Below are 15,742 nucleotides of genomic sequence, written 5' to 3'. Positions count from 1 at the left end.
CCAAGGCCTGCAACGCAGCATGGCCAGCTTTAAGGCACCCCCCCCTAGGCATGCAGTCCTTTGCAGAATGAAGTTCGTCAGAAACTTCGTTTGTCGGCGTCGCTGAAGGCTGCGATCTTTCGTCCATCCTTTACGTCACCGCGCCAGGAATCATGTTCATGAACCACCCGAACTTCGTCAGCCCTGACCTGATCCGCCAACGCTTCTCCAAAGCGATGTCCGACATGTACCGCGAGGAAGTGCCGTTGTACGGCGCATTGATGGAACTGGTGGAACAGACCAATCGTCACGTGCTGGACAGCGATGCGCAAATCCTGCAGCAGCTCACCAGCACCGGCGAAATCGAACGCCTGGACCTTGAGCGCCATGGAGCGATCCGCGTCGGTACGGCCGATGAACTGGCGACCCTCGCCCGCCTGTTCGCGGTGATGGGTATGCAACCGGTGGGTTACTACGACCTGACTCCAGCCGGCGTGCCGGTGCATTCCACGGCGTTTCGCGCGGTGCATGAAGCGTCGTTGCAGGTCAGCCCGTTCCGGGTATTCACCTCGCTGTTGCGCCTGGAACTGATCGAAGACCTGGAGCTGCGAGCCTTCGCCCAGTCGATGCTCGACCAGCGCTCGATCTTCACCCCCACGGCCCTCACGCTCATCGAACGCGCCGAATCCCGGGGTGGCCTGACCGATCAGGAAGCCCAGGAATTCGTTGAGCAAGCGCTGGAAACGTTTCGCTGGCACCACAGCGCCACCGTCACCGCCGAGCAGTATCGACAGCTCAGTGCCCAGCATCGTCTGATCGCCGACGTGGTGGCATTCAAGGGCCCGCACATCAACCACCTGACACCACGGACCCTGGACATCGACATCGTCCAGGCACAGATGCCGGCCCATGGCATCACCCCCAAAGCGGTAATCGAAGGCCCACCTCGCCGCCAGTGCCCGATCCTGCTGCGCCAGACCAGCTTCAAGGCCCTGGACGAGCCGATTGCCTTCACCGATCAAAGCGAGGCGCGCGGCAGCCACAGTGCCCGTTTCGGCGAGATTGAACAGCGCGGTGCCGCCCTTACGCCCAAAGGCCGCGCACTCTACGACCGCTTGCTCAATGCCGCACGGGACGAACTCAAGGACTTCCCCAACGAAGCCAACGCCGCGCGCTACAACGCCCTGATGGCGCAGCATTTCAGCGAGTTCCCCGACACCTGGGAAGGCATGCGCCAACAGGGCCTGGCTTACTTCCGCTACTTCGTGACGGAACAAGGCCTGGCGGCGGGTGACCTGAAAAACGCCCCCCTGGAAGACCTGCTCGGCGACGGTTACCTGCGGGTTGAACCGCTGGTGTACGAAGACTTCCTGCCGGTCAGCGCGGCGGGGATTTTTCAGTCAAACCTGGGGGACGCAGCACAAACCCGTTACGGCGCCCATGCCAACCAGCAGGCCTTCGAACAGGCCCTGGGGCGTTCGACGATCGATGAGTTGGAACTGTATGCCGAGAGCCAGCGACGCTCGGTCGAACAGTGTTTCGCCGCGCTGGCCGATTAAAAAGCATGACGGAATGACTTGTTACAACTCAATAAAAACGGGCGACCTGCAGGCCGCCCGTTTTTTATATCCAAAACTTTCAATACAGCAAATAAAGTGTTCGCCCAGTGCAATGGCCTCGGCAATCCATGCACTGGTAAAGAGCCCTGACACTGGGCGAACGGAAAGTATTTTAGTAGAAGCGAATTAATATGTCCGCACTGCAAAGATGAAATTTATCGACACAATGTTTAACAAGATGTCGACTTAAATACTATGCAACACGGTATCTCGAACTCACCAGTTCGACCATTACGAGCTGATTATTCCTATACAAAACTTGCACAAAAACAATCAGCCCGTATAGAACCATGACTCGATATCAGTGCTTGCTGGTCACCGTCAAAATGTCGGTATAAACCACGTTGACGCTTTGTCCGACTTTCAAGTCCTTGAGTTTGGCCTGGACTTCAGGTCGCTTGACTTCGACGGTCTTGGACTTGCCTTCCGGGTTTTCGAAGGTCACCTGGTTTTTCTTCTGGTCGATGTGGGTGATTTTCAACTGCACTTTCACCTGGCGGTACGCTTCGCCGCCCGGGTTGGCGCTGCCTGGCGCTGCGCGCACTTCGCCGGTGGCTTCGGCGGTGCCGGGCAGGCCTTTGTCGACATCGGTGTCGAGGTAGGCTGCTACGGCGCTGGTGACCCTGATGTCGACCGAGTCGCCGGCCTTGAGGTTTTTGAGGTTTTTCGCCTTTTCGGTCAGTTGTACAGGGAATTCATTACCCTGCGGGCCTTTCAGGACCACTATATGGTTCGCGGTGTCTACCGAAACGACTTTGGTGGCGACCTGATCAACCACCACAACTTCGGACAACGGTAGTTCGGCGGCAACCGCGCCGAAACTGGCGGCAGACAGCAAGGTTGCGAGGGCGATGGCTTGGGTCAGTGCGTGGCGTTTCATAGGCAGAACATTCCCTGTGATAGATGGCAACAGACGGCGTTGAAACCGGGCTCAACGCCATGTGTGCGAGTGAGCATAGACGCTGTTCTGCGAGTGGTCGCGCCGCAGCGGTGATTTTCCTTGCACGAGCGCCTAGTACCCGGTCATTTCCAGATAGCCCTGCCCTGTATGACTGCCACTGAGGCGCACCGGGCCTTCCCAATAAGGAATGCGCAAATCCATCCAGGCCTGGGGATTGAGCGCGGCAATGGCGATATCGAGGTGTCTGGCGGGGATTTTGATCGACCAGCGAATGGGCATCGCGCGCCCGGCAACCCGGGCCGTGTCTTGCGGCGTGAGGATGATGTCGCCAGCGTGCAGCAATTGTGTCTGGCCCCCAGCGTCGATCCAGGTGCCGGTGAGGTAAGGCTCGCCGTCCTTTTGCCGCATGCGATACAGCATCACCTGCTCGCCGCTGTCCAGGTGCAGGGAGAACCAGTCCCACCCTGTCTGGTTGCTCGTCAGGGGCTGGCTGCTCCATTCGCGGTCGAGCCAGGCCGGGCCACTGACCTGAAAGGTCTTGCCATCGATTTCCAGGGTGCCGCTGGCCTGGAAAAACGGCTGACTGTAGTAGTAAGAGGCCTGACCCTGTTCGGATTTCTGGCTGAAGCCCCGTTCCCCCTGAAGCACCAGCGGCCCTGTCGAGGTCAACCGCAGCCGGTAACTGAAACGCTGGTCGCGGGCACTGAGTAGCACGTCGGCCAACGGGTCGTCGGCAGTCGCCTGGCTGCGCAGTTGCCAGTCGTCGATCCATGCATTGAACGGCGCAACGTTGACACCGGCCTGACCGACGCCACCACGAGCATATCTTTCGGCCGCGTGATGCACTGTCGCCGACGTCACTGCCGCGTGGCCGAGCCAGATCGTCTGATTCTGCCAACCCGCCACCTCGGGGCTGGCTTTCAACGCGCTGCGGAACAAGGTCCATTGCGCGCCGAACTCATTGCCCTGATCGTCCTTCAGATTGGCCGTGACATACCACCATTCGATGCGAAAGCCGTCGTGGGGACCGTGATCCGCCGGGAAGCTGAACACCCGACCGGGCACCACCGGGGTGAAGGCGGCGGCCTGGTTGCCCAGCCCCGCAAAGCCCTTTTGCTCCGGTGCCGGTTGATCGCAACCGCTCGCCAGCAACGCCAGGAGCAACACGCAGGCTTTAATCTTCATGGGCAAACGTCCGCAGCAGGTCCGCCGGTTGCGTGCGGTACAAACGGTACAACGGCCAGGCCGAGGCCAGTAACGTCGCGACCAGCGCCAGCCCCATCAATTGCAACAGTTGCATTGGAAACACCCGCAACGGCAGGCGCCAGCCAAAGGCCTGCACGTTGATCACCGTGTCCAGGCACCACGCCAGGGCGATGCCCAGCGGCAATGCCAGCACCAAGGTCAATATCGCCAGCAACCAGGTTTGCCCTAGGTTGAGCAACATCAGATGCCGACGCGTCACGCCCAGCGCCCACAGCGGCGCCAGTTGCCCGAGACGGCTCTGGCTTTGGGTCAACAGGCTGATGAACAGCGCCACCCCGGCCACGCACAGCGTCAGGCTGTTGAGTGCGGCGGTGGCGGCGAAGGTACGTTCGAAGATTTGCGTGGACCAACCCTTGAGCCGCGCCTGATCGACGATGCGGCTGTCGTCCAGGGTAAAGCGTGCCTGCAGCGCCGTGACGAACGCCGGAATCGATGCCGGTTCGATGCGCAGATTGAAGCGGCTCGGTGTCAGTTGCGGCCAACCGCGCAGAAGATGGTTGATATTGACCAGAATGTGGCCCTTGGGATTGCCGTAGTCGGCGTAGATCCCGACGATCCGCGACGACCACGGGCCAGTGGGGGTCGGCAGCGTCAGGTGATCGCCCAGTTGCACGTGCAGGCGCCGGGCCAGTTGTTCGCTGAGCATCACCGCATCGTCCTTGGCCAGCCGCTCCCAAGGGTTGTCGCCCAAGGCTTCGAGCAGCGGCCAGTGCTGGCGATAGGTCGGGTGGTCGATGATCCCGGACAGGTCCGTCGGCCAGCCCTGCAACTGGATCGAAACCTGCCAGTTGGGCAGCACCGCCGCCAGTTGCGGCTGCTGGTTGAGCCAGCTTTGCAGCTCCCGGGCCTGGGCCGGGTTCTGGGGATTGAGGTAAAGCTCGGCCGTCAGCCGTTGTTCGAGCCAGTCGCTGAAGGTCTGGCGAAACCCTGCGGTCATGCTGCCGGCACCGATGTTCGCCGCCATGGCCAACAGCAGCGCCATCAACGCCAGGCTCAGGGCCGGCAGTTGCTGGCGGCAATCGGCGACAAACCACTGGCCAAGCACCGAGCGACTTCGCTGCGAAACGAGATTGAGCAGAGAACTGAGCACCACCGGCAATGCCAGCGCGGCACCGATCAACAGAGCCGCCATCAACACGAAGCCACTGATAAGGCTGTCGCCGAAGATCAACGCCAGCAGCGCGATCACCCCGGCCATTGCCGCCACCCACCCCTGGCGTCGCAACCAGCGTGCATGGGCCTGATGCCAGGCCTGCGGGTCGGCCAACGCCAGCAATGGCAAACGCGCCGCCCGCAACAGGCTGTTGGCCCCGGCGAGCATTGCGCCGATCAGACTCAAGCCGATCCCGCTGAACCACCACGACAGGCTGAGGCTCAGCTGCCCCGCCACTTCGGCGCCGTACAAGCCACGCAGGCTGGCGGCGACATCGGGCAACAGCACGCCGGCCAGCAGGTAGCCGCTGACCACCCCGGCCACACCGCCGATCAGGGCCAATCCACCCAATTCGACGGCAAGGCAAGCGATCAGCATCCGCGCACTCACACCGCAGGCACGCAGGGTCCGCAGCAGGCTTCGCCGTTGCTCCAGCGCCAGTCCGATGGCAGCGTGCACGATAAACAGGCCGACCACGAACGACAGCACCCCCAGGGCATCGAGGTTCAGGTGGAAGCTTTCGGTCAGGCGCGTCAGGTTGCTTTCTTCGCCAGCTCGCTTGAGTTGCAGCTGGCCCTTGAACGGCTCCGGCAATGGCGCGGTGAAATCCTTCGGTAACAGCAGCCGCGACAGTTGCTCCGGCAACCCCAGAATCTGCTGGGCAAAACCGATGTCCACCAGCAGCACGCCGGGCGCCATGTCGGCCTGCACATGCAGCGGCGGCAGTGCCACGCCCGCCAGGTTCAGTGGCCGGTCACCCTCGCGAAAACCCAGTGCCTTCAAGGTCTGGGGCGAGATCCAGGTACTGCCCGGCGGACTGAAAAAGCCGACCACCTGTTCAATCGCCAAGGCCTGCCCGGCCACCGCCGCGCCCGCCGGCAGCGACACCGGCTCGATGCCCATCAACTGCAAGCGCTGCTCTTCGTGCCCCTTGAGCGTGACCCGGCCTTGCAGCACCGGTGACACCGGCCAGCCCGCGCGACGCAGATCGATAAACCATTGCTGGGGGAGCGTGCCGCCGCCGGGCGCACCGAGGCTGGCCTGGGGTTCGCCGCCGATCAACTGACTGGCGCGGGCATAGCTGTCGCGGGCCTGGCTGTTGAGAGCCTGGACACCGGCCAACAGACCGGTGGCCAGCCACAACCCGGTCAGCACACTGAAAAACTGCACCGGATGCTGCCGCCAGTGGCTGAGCAGCGCACGCAGAGTTTCGCTGAAAATGCGCATGTCAGCGCTCTCCCGCACCGGCCAGACGACCGCCGCACAGCATGGCTTTTTCCGCCAGCCGTGCCGCCACGCCGGGACTGTGGGTGACCATCAACAGGCTGGTGGGGCTGTCGTCGAGCAATTCCAGCAGCAGCTGCAACACCTCGGCGGCGGTGGTTTCATCGAGGCTGCCGGTGGGCTCGTCGGCCAGCAGCAATTGGGGGCGCGATGCCAGCGCTCGGCCCAGTGCGACCCGTTGCTGCTGGCCGCCGGACAGTTGCTCCGGATAGCGCCGCAGCAGCTCCCCCAAGCCCAGGCGCTGCACCAGGTGCGCCTGCCAGCGTGGGTCATGGCGCCCCGCCAGACGTGCCTGAATCGCCAGGTTGTCTTCGACCCGCAGGCTGCCGATCAGGTTGAATTGCTGGAACACCAGGCCGATTTCCGTACGACGCCAGTTCGCCAGTTGCCCTTCATTCATCTGTTCCAGGCGATGCTCGCCACTGCGGATGCTGCCGCGATCGACCTTGTCCAGCCCGGCGATCAGGTGCAGCAAGGTGCTTTTGCCACTGCCCGACTCGCCCATCAGCGCCAGGCTGCTGCCGGGCCTGAGCGTCAGGTCGACGCCTTGCAGCACCGGCAGCGGCCCCTGCGGGGTGGCGTAGCTTTTGAAAACGCCATGGACTTCAAGCATGGGTCAACCTGCTGGATATGCCTGGCCCAAGGATAGCGGCCCTGAATGGTTTTTGTCCGCTGACGATCATGGCCCCGACCGCCCATCGCCCTACCCTCGAAGCTGGTCTGACCATAACGACAAAAAACGGAGACGCCATGCCTCGTTTCACCTTGAGCCCTCGTGGGCTGCTCACTTGCCTGATCACTGCCTGCCTTGCGCAATCGGTGGTCGCCGCCGATGGACCGGTCGCGGCCAGCCCGCAAACCACGGCCAGTAACGCCGCCGTGCTGCAACAACTGCCCTTCACCGACCGCACCGACTACGAGTCGGTCACCAAGGGCCTGATCGCGCCGTTCAAGGGCCAGGTCAAGGACGCCACGGGCAAGGTCATCTGGGATATCCAGGCCTATGACTTCCTCGCCAAGGACCAGGCCCCGGAGTCGGTCAACCCGAGCCTCTGGCGCCTGGCCCAGCTCAGCGCCCATGCCGGATTGTATGAAGTCAGCCCTCGGCTGTATCAGGTGCGCGGCCTCGACCTCGCCAACATGACCATCATCGAAGGCGACGACGGGCTGATCATCATCGACCCGCTGACCATGGCCGAAACCGCCAAGGCGGCGCTGGACCTGTACTACCAGAACCGTCCGCACAAACCGGTGGTGGCGGTGATCTACAGCCACACTCACGTCGACCACTTCGGGGGCGTGCGCGGGGTCATCGACGAAGCCGACGTCAAGGCCGGCAAGGTCAAGGTATTCGCCCCCGCCGGGTTCATGGAACACGTGATGAGCGAGAACGTCTACGCCGGCAACGCCATGAGCCGCCGTGCGCAGTTCCAGTTCGGCAGCCTGCTGCCCCGTGGCGAAAAAGGCCAGGTCGATGCCGGCCTGGGCAAGAGCACGCCGAGCGGCGGCACGGTCACCCTGATCCCGCCCACCGACCTGATCGACAAGGAACTGGAAACCCGCACCATCGCCGGCCTCGACGTGGAGTTCCAGTTGACCCCGGGCACCGAGGCGCCGGCGGAAATGAACCTGTACCTGCCGCAGTTGCGCGCCTTGTGCATGGCGGAAAACGCCACGCAAATGATGCACAACATCCTCACCCCCCGTGGCGCACAAGTGCGTGACGCCAAGGCCTGGGCCGAGTACCTGGACGGCAGCCTGGCGCGTTACGGCGACAAGAGCGACGTGTTGTTCGCCCAGCACAACTGGCCGACCTGGGGCGGCGAACGCATCCGCACCTTCCTCGCCGACCAACGCGACATGTACGCCTTCCTCAATGACCGCACCCTGCACCTGCTGAACCAGGGCCTGACGCCGCTGGAAATCGCCGACTCGATCAAGAAACTGCCCGGCAGCCTCGACCAGAAGTGGTACACCCGTGGCTACTACGGCTCACTGAGTTTCAACACCCGGGCGGTGTATCAGCGCTACATGGGTTTCTATGACGGTAACCCGGCCAACCTCAATCCGCTGCCGCCAGTGGAAACGGCCAAGCGTTCGGTCGAGGCCATGGGTGGCGAAGCGGCTGTGCTGGGGAAAATGCAGGCGGCGATGGCCAAGGGCGAATACCGCTGGGCCGCGCAACTGGGCAATCAGGTGCTGTTCGCCAACCCGGACAACGGCGACGCCCGCAAAGCCCAGGCCCAGGCGCTGGAGCAAATGGGCTATCAAAGTGAAAACGCCACCTGGCGCAACATGTACCTGACCGGCGCCATGGAACTGCGCAACGGCGTGCCACCCAATGCGGGCACTTCGGTATCGGTGGACATGGTACGGGCAATGAGCCCGCAGATGTTCTTCGACTTCCTGGCGGTGCGCCTGGACAGTGAAAAGGCCGTAGGCCATGACTTGACCCTGAACTGGACCTTCGATGACCTGAACAAGGACTTCAACCTGACCCTGCGCAATGGCGTGCTGACCCACCGTGCCGGGCTCAATGCTCAGGCGGATGCCAGCGTGACCATGAGCAAGGCCACCCTGGAACAGATCAGCCTCAAGCAACTGGATATCCCGACGGCGATGCAGAAAGGCCTGATCAAGTTGCAGGGCAATGGCAAGAAGCTCGGGGAGTTGATGAGCAGCCTCGATACGTTTGCACCGCAGTTCAATATCGTCACCCCTTGACCGGATGACGCGGGAAACCGCGTCGCCTTCATCGCGAGCTTGCTCGCGATGGCGGTTTACCGGCCAACCAGGTATGTCACAGGTGAACGAAACCCGCGACAAGGCCGGCCGGTAGGCCGCCTCGGACGCTGTTGCGGTGCACGCCCCCTCATGAGGCCGAGCGCAGGTTCTGCGCAGTGGGCAACCCGGCATGGATGCCGTGTTAGCCGCCGCCGGCCATGGATGGCCGATGGCGGCGGGCCCACGGAGCAGGACCGGAGCGAGGGCATGCCGAGCCACGGCGAGGCACCGAATGTCAGGGGCAAGAGCCCTTGGTTACTTGGGGCTTTTCCAAGTGACCCGCTGTAAGAGCGGAACCATAGGTGGCCGTTACCGCAGAAACGGATATGTACACCATCAAAAATCCATGCCGCCTGACACAAAGCCTTCGCGAGCAAGCTCGCTCCCACAGGGGACCGGGTTGTTCACAGCAATTGTGAACGACACTGATCCAATGTAGGAGCGAGCCTGCTCGCGATGCGGTTCAGGCAGACACCACTTCAACCACCGGCATTTGCCAACGTTGATTGACCACCTGCTGCCCGGGTCCATACAGCCTCAGGACCAAGCTGAACGCCCCGCTCGCTGGCGTCGGCAACCAGTTACTCTGCTCTGGCGGAGCGGCGTTCTGCAGGATCAACGTCAACCCACCGTCCGCATCTTTTTGCAACTGATCCCGGCTGCTCAGGCAGTAGCGATTGATCGGGTTGGCCACCAGTTGCCGGTCCGGCAAGTCATACAGCGTCAGCGACCAGAACTCGCTGGCCGGCGGCAATTGACCCGGTGCGAAACGCAGGCGATAGCTTCGCCCGCCCTGCAAGAGTTGCCCCTGATTATCCAGGCGAGTGCCGGTGTAGAAGGCCTCTTCCACGCTGTTGCCGTAGATGCCGACATTCGCCGCGACAGCGCGGTTGAGGTAATTGCCGTTCAGCGCTTCGCGAGTACCGAACAGGCCCAGGGTGGTGCGTACCTGGCTCACCGCGGTTTGCAGTTGCGCCCGGGCGTCCTGAATCCCGGCGAGCAATGCCTGGCGCGTTGCTTGCGGCAACGTTGCCGGGTCGAATCCCTGACCGGGCACGATGCCGATCCGCGCAAAGCGTGCGCGCAAGGCTTGTTCGGACGGTTGCGTGGGGCACAGGCTGAGGATCTGATTCAGCGCCGGGATAAACTCCAGCCCCAACCCGGTCTTGCTGTCCCAGGGTCGCCAGTCAATCGCCGGCGCAACCACGGGCGGTGCACTGCCGATGAACTCATGCAATGCACGCAAACCGTATTGCTGCTGCAAGGCACGCACCGCCGGCAGGTCCTCGGCGTTTTTCAGGCCCGTTCTCCCAAGCACCATGACGATTTCGGTTTCACTGCGCAGCACGGCCTTGACGCCGTCGGGTGTCGGGCCTTGCCAGTCGGGCCCGACGATCAGGTAATTCCCCGCATCGCGACCGGTGCTGAGCACGCCGACATAGGCAAAGTTGTGGGTGTACTGGTCGACCAGTTGAAACACGTAATAGCGCTCGTCATCGACCGCCGGCACGCTCAACACCTGGGGTTCGCTGCGCAGGTCGAGCCAAGCCCAGGAGTACGGCGTGTCGTTGTTCGGCGTGACGATGTCGCGGTTGTTCGGAGTAAACAACTCGCCGTAATGACGAAAGCGGTTGAAGCCGCCGACGTACTCCGGCGCAGACGCGTTGAGCGCTTGTTTTTCCATGGTCTGGTAATGCATGAGCATGGGGTAGGCGTAAATCCACGCCTCTTTGGCAATCTGCCGCAGGTCATCGGAATCAGCGGCCAGCAACCAGCGCGGAAACATCAGGCTGCCGCCCAATACCCCCATGCTGCCCAGCACCCGGCGGCGACTGAAAATCAGGTTCATGATTCGATCCTCGTTATCGTCGGCAATTGATAACTCCCGTCCAATGCCCCGCCCTTGGGCAGGTACAGGCGCAACAGCAGGTTGAACGTACCTTGCGGCGTCGGCAGCCAGTTGCCCTGCGGCGCAGCCTTGGGCGCATCGGCCTGCAGGATCAGGGTCAAGCCGCCGTCGGCATCGTATTGTAGACCAGGGCTACGATCGCCCAGGGCGTAACGCTGGATCGGGTTGGCCACCAGCAATTGGGTTTTGCCGTCATACAGGGTCAACGACCAGAACGCATTCACCGGCGGCATTTGCCCGGCGGGAAAATGCAGACGATAGGCGTGTTGGCCGGTGAGCGCCTGTCCCTCGGCATCGTGCAACGCCATCGGGTACAGCGCTTCCACCGCATCGTTGGCGTAGATGTAGCGCCAGGCGACCGCGGCACGGGTCAGGTCATCGTCGCCGTATTTGCCGACGTTGGACGGCGACGGCAACCAGCCCTGCCGTTCCACCGACAGCTGGCTGGAGGCTGCGCGGACCTGTTCGCGACCGGCTTCGGCACCTTGGGCGACGGCTTCGCTCAAGTCCGCCGGGGCCTGGAATTCGGTCCCCGGCTTCACGCCGATGACGGCGAAACGGGCCAGTTTCTTTTGTTCGCTAGCGGTCCATTGATGCAACGGGGCCAGCGCGTTGAAGGTACTGAACAGCGCCTGCGCCGGCCCTTGCTTGGTGTCCGTGTACGCTGGCAGTTGCAGTGGTGCCAACGGTTCAGGGGTCGCGCTGCCATTCACTTTGGACAGCGGTTGCAAGGCGTAGCCCTTCAGCACCTGCGCGGCGTCTTTCTGATCCGCTTCGCCTTTGACTTCGGTCCGTCCCAACAGGAAGACCAGCCGGCTCGGAGAGCGAATCACAGCGCTGAAACCCGATGGCACAGGCCCCTTCCAGTCCGGCCCGACAATCAGGTAGCGCCCCGCCTGATCCCCCGTGGCGCGGGTGCCGATGTAGTCGAGGTTGTCGGTGCGCATGTCCACCAGTTGGAAGCTGTAGTAGCGGCCTTGCACAGCCGGCACGTCCAACGCCATCGGTTCGCCGCGCAGATCGAGCAAGGCGCGGGAATAGAAGGTGTCGTTGTTGGGCGACACCACTTTGTTGTCTTGCGGACCGAGCAGGCGCGGTTCGCTGTAGAGACGATTGAACGGCAGTTTCGCGGTGATGGCGCTGAGCACCTTGTCGTGTTCGACGGTGGCGTAGGCGAACACGTAGGCCTCCTGCGCCAGGGCTTTCGCCTGTTGTTGATCGATAGTTGCGGCGTGAACAGTGCCCAGGCTCGCGCCCAGGGCCAGTGCGGATATCCAGTAGCGCATGGCAGATCTCCTGTAGCAAAACATCAGCACACACAGATCCCTGTGGGAGCGGGCTTGCCCCGGGCGGCGTTCCGACGAAGAGGGAGTGTCAGTCGACTACATTGCTGCCTGACACGCCGCCTTCGCGAGCAAGCCCGCTCCCACATTGGATTTGCGGTGGTTTGGCGAATGGTTACTTGGCCCAGCGCCGCAGGTCCGACGGGGTGTAGTCATCGGTCTTGGCGGCGAAGCCCACGCGCATCGGCTCGGTCTCTTCGTTGGCCAGGCCGCCGGCGTAGTAGCGTCCGGAGATCAGGTCATAGGAGGTTTCCAGCACGTTGTAGGTGAAGCCGTGGTCGTACTGCTGGATCGCGTGCAGTTCACCGCTGCGCCACAGTTCACCGCGGCTGTCGTACTGGTCCGACTGGGCGATCTGCCAGCTGTCTTCGTCCACATAGAAGCGACGTTTGGCGTAGATGTGCCGGGCATCGGGCTTGAGGGTCGCCTCGACTACCCACACCCGATGTTTCTCGTAGCGAGCCAGATCCTGGTTTACGTGGTTGGGCTTGATCACGGCGTCGTACTTGAGGTCGCGGCTGCCGATCTTGTAGCTGTTGTAAGGGATGAACAGCTCTTGCTTGCCCACCAGTTTCCAGTCGAAACGGTCCGGTGCGCCGTTGTAGCCGTCGATGTTGTCGGCGGTGATCAGGCCGTTGCTGTAACGGGCGCTATTGTCGTAGGCGATCATCGGCGCACGACGCACGCGACGCTGGCCCGGCAGGTATTGCCAGGCCGAACGCGGCTCGGCGACCTGGTCGATCGGCTCGTGCACCAGCACCGCTTCGCCGGACAGACGCGCCGGTTCCAGGACCCGGCTCTTGAACATGAACAGGATGTTCGAGCCCGGTTCCAGTCCGCCCACGGTGTCGGCGAAGTTGATTAGCGACTGATTGCGCACGTAGCTGGTGGCGCCGTTTTCGCGCACCAGTGCCGAGCTGCTGATGCGCTCGTAGCTGCCGCCGCGATAACGGGTCATGTGGTTCCACATCACCTCCAGGCCTTCGGTGGGCAACGGAAACGGAATACCCCTGGCATAGTCGTGCAAGCCGTTGCCGCCGTCGGCCATGCTGGTCTTGGCGACGTTCTCACGACTGGCCGCCAGTACCTCCTTGGGCAAGTTGGCGCTGCGATGGCTCGGGTAGATGTTCATTTTGTAGCTGTCCGGGAAACGCTTGAACAAAGCGACTTGACCCGGGCTGAGAAGTTTCTCGTACTGCGTGACGTTCTTCGCCGTGATGGTGAACAACGGTTTCTCGGCGGCATACGGATCGCTGTAACCACCCTTGCTGTCAACGGTACCGGCGTTGGCGGCAAGCCCTCCGGTCCAGGCCGGAATGCTGCCGTCGGCATTGGCCGCCATTTCCGAGCCCATGGGGGTCAGGGTCTTGCCCAGTGCCGTCGAATCGGTGCCTTTGGCCTGAGCCAGGCCGACGGTGCAGGCCAGGGCCAGCACGCACAATTGCATACGCATAACGGTTCTCCTTAGAAGTCTGCCTTGAAGCTGACGGATGCGAAATCGCGGTCGTCGAGGGTGCTGTAGTCGTTGGAACCGAAGAACGTGTTGTAGGCCAGTTCCACGCTGTAATCGTTCATGTAGACGCCGGTCAGGCTCACGCCCAGCGCCTGCTGGCCTTCCTGGAATGGCCCTTGCGGATCGTAGGAATAGCCCGAGACGTCATGCCGCCAGTTGAGGGCGGGAATCAGGTTGATGCCTGGCAACACATCGCTGTATTCGAGGCTGGCGCGCAGGCGATAACCCCACGACCAATCGGTGGCAAAGCCCTTGTCGGTGCAGAATTGGTTGGTCACACCTGAAGCCACCGTGTTGCACGGCGTGCCATTGCGCGGGGCGCTGCGGCCGAACGCGGCGTTACGGCCCAGGCGCTCGTCCCCCAGGTCTTCGATGTGCACGACCCCGGCTTCACCGAACAGGCTCAGGCGCGTGGCGCCCAGCACGTTGTCGATGGCCTGGGTGGCCGAACCGGTCAGCTGCCAGACGCCCTTGCGCTCCCACGCATCGAACTGGCTGCCATTGGTGGTGCTGAAGCCGGGCGGCAACTGCACCCAGGAACTGCCCCCTGGCCCGGAAATCACGGCGACGTTGACGTCGGGCGCGTTGATCGCGATCGGCATGTTCGGCCGGTAGCTCAACTCACCGGCCAGGGAAATCCCGGTGACCGGCTCGACGCCATTGAGGCTGATGCCGTACAGGTGAATGTTTTCCGGGAAAGCCGCCGCATAGCTCGGCCCCTGGATGCCACCGGGGAAGGTGCCGGGCAAGGCGGTGTTCCTGGCGTTAATGGTGAAATACGGCAACCGCGAGTGATAGTTGATGTAGTAGATCGCCGCTTCCGCATCGTTGAGCGCCGGGATCATCTGGCGCAAGGCGAAGCCAAACTGGCCGTTGTCGGACGGCGACTCGTTGCCCCGGGACGTGGCGAACAAACCCGCGGCCTGCATCTGTTGATCGGTCTGTACCTGACTCAGGAACAGCGGCCCGCAACCCGGCTGGATCACATCGCTGCTGGCGAAGAAAGTGCCGCAACCATCGAGAACGCTGGGGCGCCAGTTGTACTGGTAGAAACCTTCGAGGTTGGTGGTGTCGGTCAGGCCGAAGCTGAAGGAGACCATCTCCACCGGCAACTGGCCTTCCTTGATTTCCACGCCGGGACGGTTGAACGCCGAGATGTCCAGCGGGTTGATCACATTGATGCCGTTCTGGATCAGCAGCGCTTCGCCCCAGGACAGCACCTGGTTACCGACCTTCACGCTCAGCGGATGCTCGGCCACCTGGAAGTCTTTCCAGACGTAGGCATCGAGCACCTCGAAGCCCTTGAACTTGGACAGGTCGTCCCAGCCCGAATCATCGAAATCCTTGAAGCGGCCATTGCCGGTTTCATAGGCATGGTCGTACCAGTACTTGAAGCGAATGAACGCGCCCTGGCCCTGGCCATCGAGACTGACATCGGTGAGGCCCTTGAAGAGTTGCGAGATGGGGTCGCCCCTCTCGAAGTTCAGCCGGTTGTCGTCGGCGCTGACGCTGGTGCCATTGGCATTCACGCCCTGGGCCTGCAAGGCGTTGGCGCGGGTCATCAGGCTTTTGTCGGGGTTTTGCGTCGACCAGCTGCTGCCCAGGCTCAGGCTGGTCTTGGTCGACAGGCTCCAGTCTTCGTTGATGTCAAAAGTGGTGGCGTAGGTCGGCCCCGTCAGTACGGCAAGAATCGCCAGCGCAAGGGGTTGCGGGCGGGTGTGGCCAAGCCGGTGAAGTCGTTGGCGGACTCCGGCTGTGGCCGAGCGTTTTTTTATCATTATTGGGCTCCGGTCAGGTTTGCTCAGCCTGGACACGGTGCCCAACTATCGGGCGCGACACGCAAGCGATGGCCGACAAAAAATAATCATCGGGAGATCTGCGGGGGTCTCGGTTAATTTCTGAAGGTGTGCATATCCGTCTCCATGGATGCGGTCCCACATTGGGTCCCCCGGTTTTACTTCAGACTTGTTGCCACTGAAGATCCCTGTGGG

The 15,742-nt window shown here is 62.4% G+C and carries 10 protein-coding genes; 2 read left to right on the top strand and 8 right to left on the bottom strand.

Annotated features, from left to right (window positions below):
- The first annotated feature begins 158 nt into the window (after window positions 1–158).
- The gene (hglS, locus tag VC35_RS25010) at window positions 159–1,538 is read left to right on the top strand and encodes a 2-oxoadipate dioxygenase/decarboxylase HglS (protein WP_046043244.1); all 1,380 of its coding nucleotides are present in this window, start codon (window positions 159–161) and stop codon (window positions 1,536–1,538) included.
- A gap of 361 nt (window positions 1,539–1,899) precedes the next feature.
- Here the strand turns inward: hglS and VC35_RS25005 are convergent, their stop codons facing one another.
- The 4 genes from VC35_RS25005 to VC35_RS24990 all read right to left on the bottom strand — a co-directional run bounded on the left by VC35_RS25005 (window position 1,900) and on the right by VC35_RS24990 (window position 6,815).
- Window positions 1,900–2,478, bottom strand: a complete 579-nt coding sequence (locus tag VC35_RS25005; RefSeq protein WP_046043243.1) for a hypothetical protein — start codon at window positions 2,476–2,478, stop codon at window positions 1,900–1,902.
- Window positions 2,479–2,610: 132 nt separating this feature from the next.
- On the bottom strand, window positions 2,611–3,684 hold the full coding sequence (locus VC35_RS25000) for a lipocalin-like domain-containing protein (protein ID WP_046043242.1): 1,074 nt from the start codon (window positions 3,682–3,684) through the stop codon (window positions 2,611–2,613).
- Window positions 3,674–6,145 carry an ABC transporter permease gene (locus tag VC35_RS24995; protein ID WP_046043241.1) on the bottom strand — a complete coding sequence of 824 codons (2,472 nt, stop codon included), beginning with the start codon at window positions 6,143–6,145 and terminating at the stop codon, window positions 3,674–3,676. Before VC35_RS24995 ends, VC35_RS25000 begins: the two co-directional genes overlap by 11 nt.
- 1 nt (window position 6,146) lies before the next feature.
- Window positions 6,147–6,815 carry an ABC transporter ATP-binding protein gene (locus VC35_RS24990; RefSeq protein WP_046043240.1) on the bottom strand — a complete coding sequence of 223 codons (669 nt, stop codon included), beginning with the start codon at window positions 6,813–6,815 and terminating at the stop codon, window positions 6,147–6,149.
- A gap of 137 nt (window positions 6,816–6,952) precedes the next feature.
- Here VC35_RS24990 and VC35_RS24985 point away from each other — a divergent pair, with 137 nt between their 5' ends.
- Window positions 6,953–8,926, top strand: a complete 1,974-nt coding sequence (locus VC35_RS24985; protein WP_046043239.1) for an alkyl/aryl-sulfatase — start codon at window positions 6,953–6,955, stop codon at window positions 8,924–8,926.
- Between the two features lie 523 nt (window positions 8,927–9,449).
- Here VC35_RS24985 and VC35_RS24980 read toward each other — a convergent pair.
- The 4 genes from VC35_RS24980 to VC35_RS24965 all read right to left on the bottom strand — a co-directional run bounded on the left by VC35_RS24980 (window position 9,450) and on the right by VC35_RS24965 (window position 15,529).
- Window positions 9,450–10,835, bottom strand: coding sequence for a DUF1254 domain-containing protein (locus VC35_RS24980; protein WP_046043238.1), 1,386 nt, complete (start codon window positions 10,833–10,835; stop codon window positions 9,450–9,452).
- Entirely contained in the window at window positions 10,832–12,181 is a 1,350-nt protein-coding gene (locus tag VC35_RS24975; protein WP_046043237.1) for a DUF1254 domain-containing protein, read from the bottom strand. Before VC35_RS24975 ends, VC35_RS24980 begins: the two co-directional genes overlap by 4 nt.
- Window positions 12,182–12,353: 172 nt before the next feature.
- Window positions 12,354–13,691 (bottom strand): DUF1329 domain-containing protein, encoded by a 1,338-nt coding sequence (locus tag VC35_RS24970; protein ID WP_046043236.1) that lies wholly within the window; start codon window positions 13,689–13,691, stop codon window positions 12,354–12,356.
- An 11-nt stretch (window positions 13,692–13,702) separates the two neighbouring features.
- The gene (locus VC35_RS24965; protein WP_046043235.1) at window positions 13,703–15,529 is read right to left on the bottom strand and encodes a DUF1302 domain-containing protein; all 1,827 of its coding nucleotides are present in this window, start codon (window positions 15,527–15,529) and stop codon (window positions 13,703–13,705) included.
- Between the last annotated feature and the right edge of the window lie 213 nt (window positions 15,530–15,742).

This window comes from Pseudomonas fluorescens, from assembly GCF_000967965.1.
Taxonomy (GTDB): domain Bacteria; phylum Pseudomonadota; class Gammaproteobacteria; order Pseudomonadales; family Pseudomonadaceae; genus Aquipseudomonas; species Aquipseudomonas grandcourensis.
This window is presented reverse-complemented; position numbering and strand designations above follow the sequence as displayed.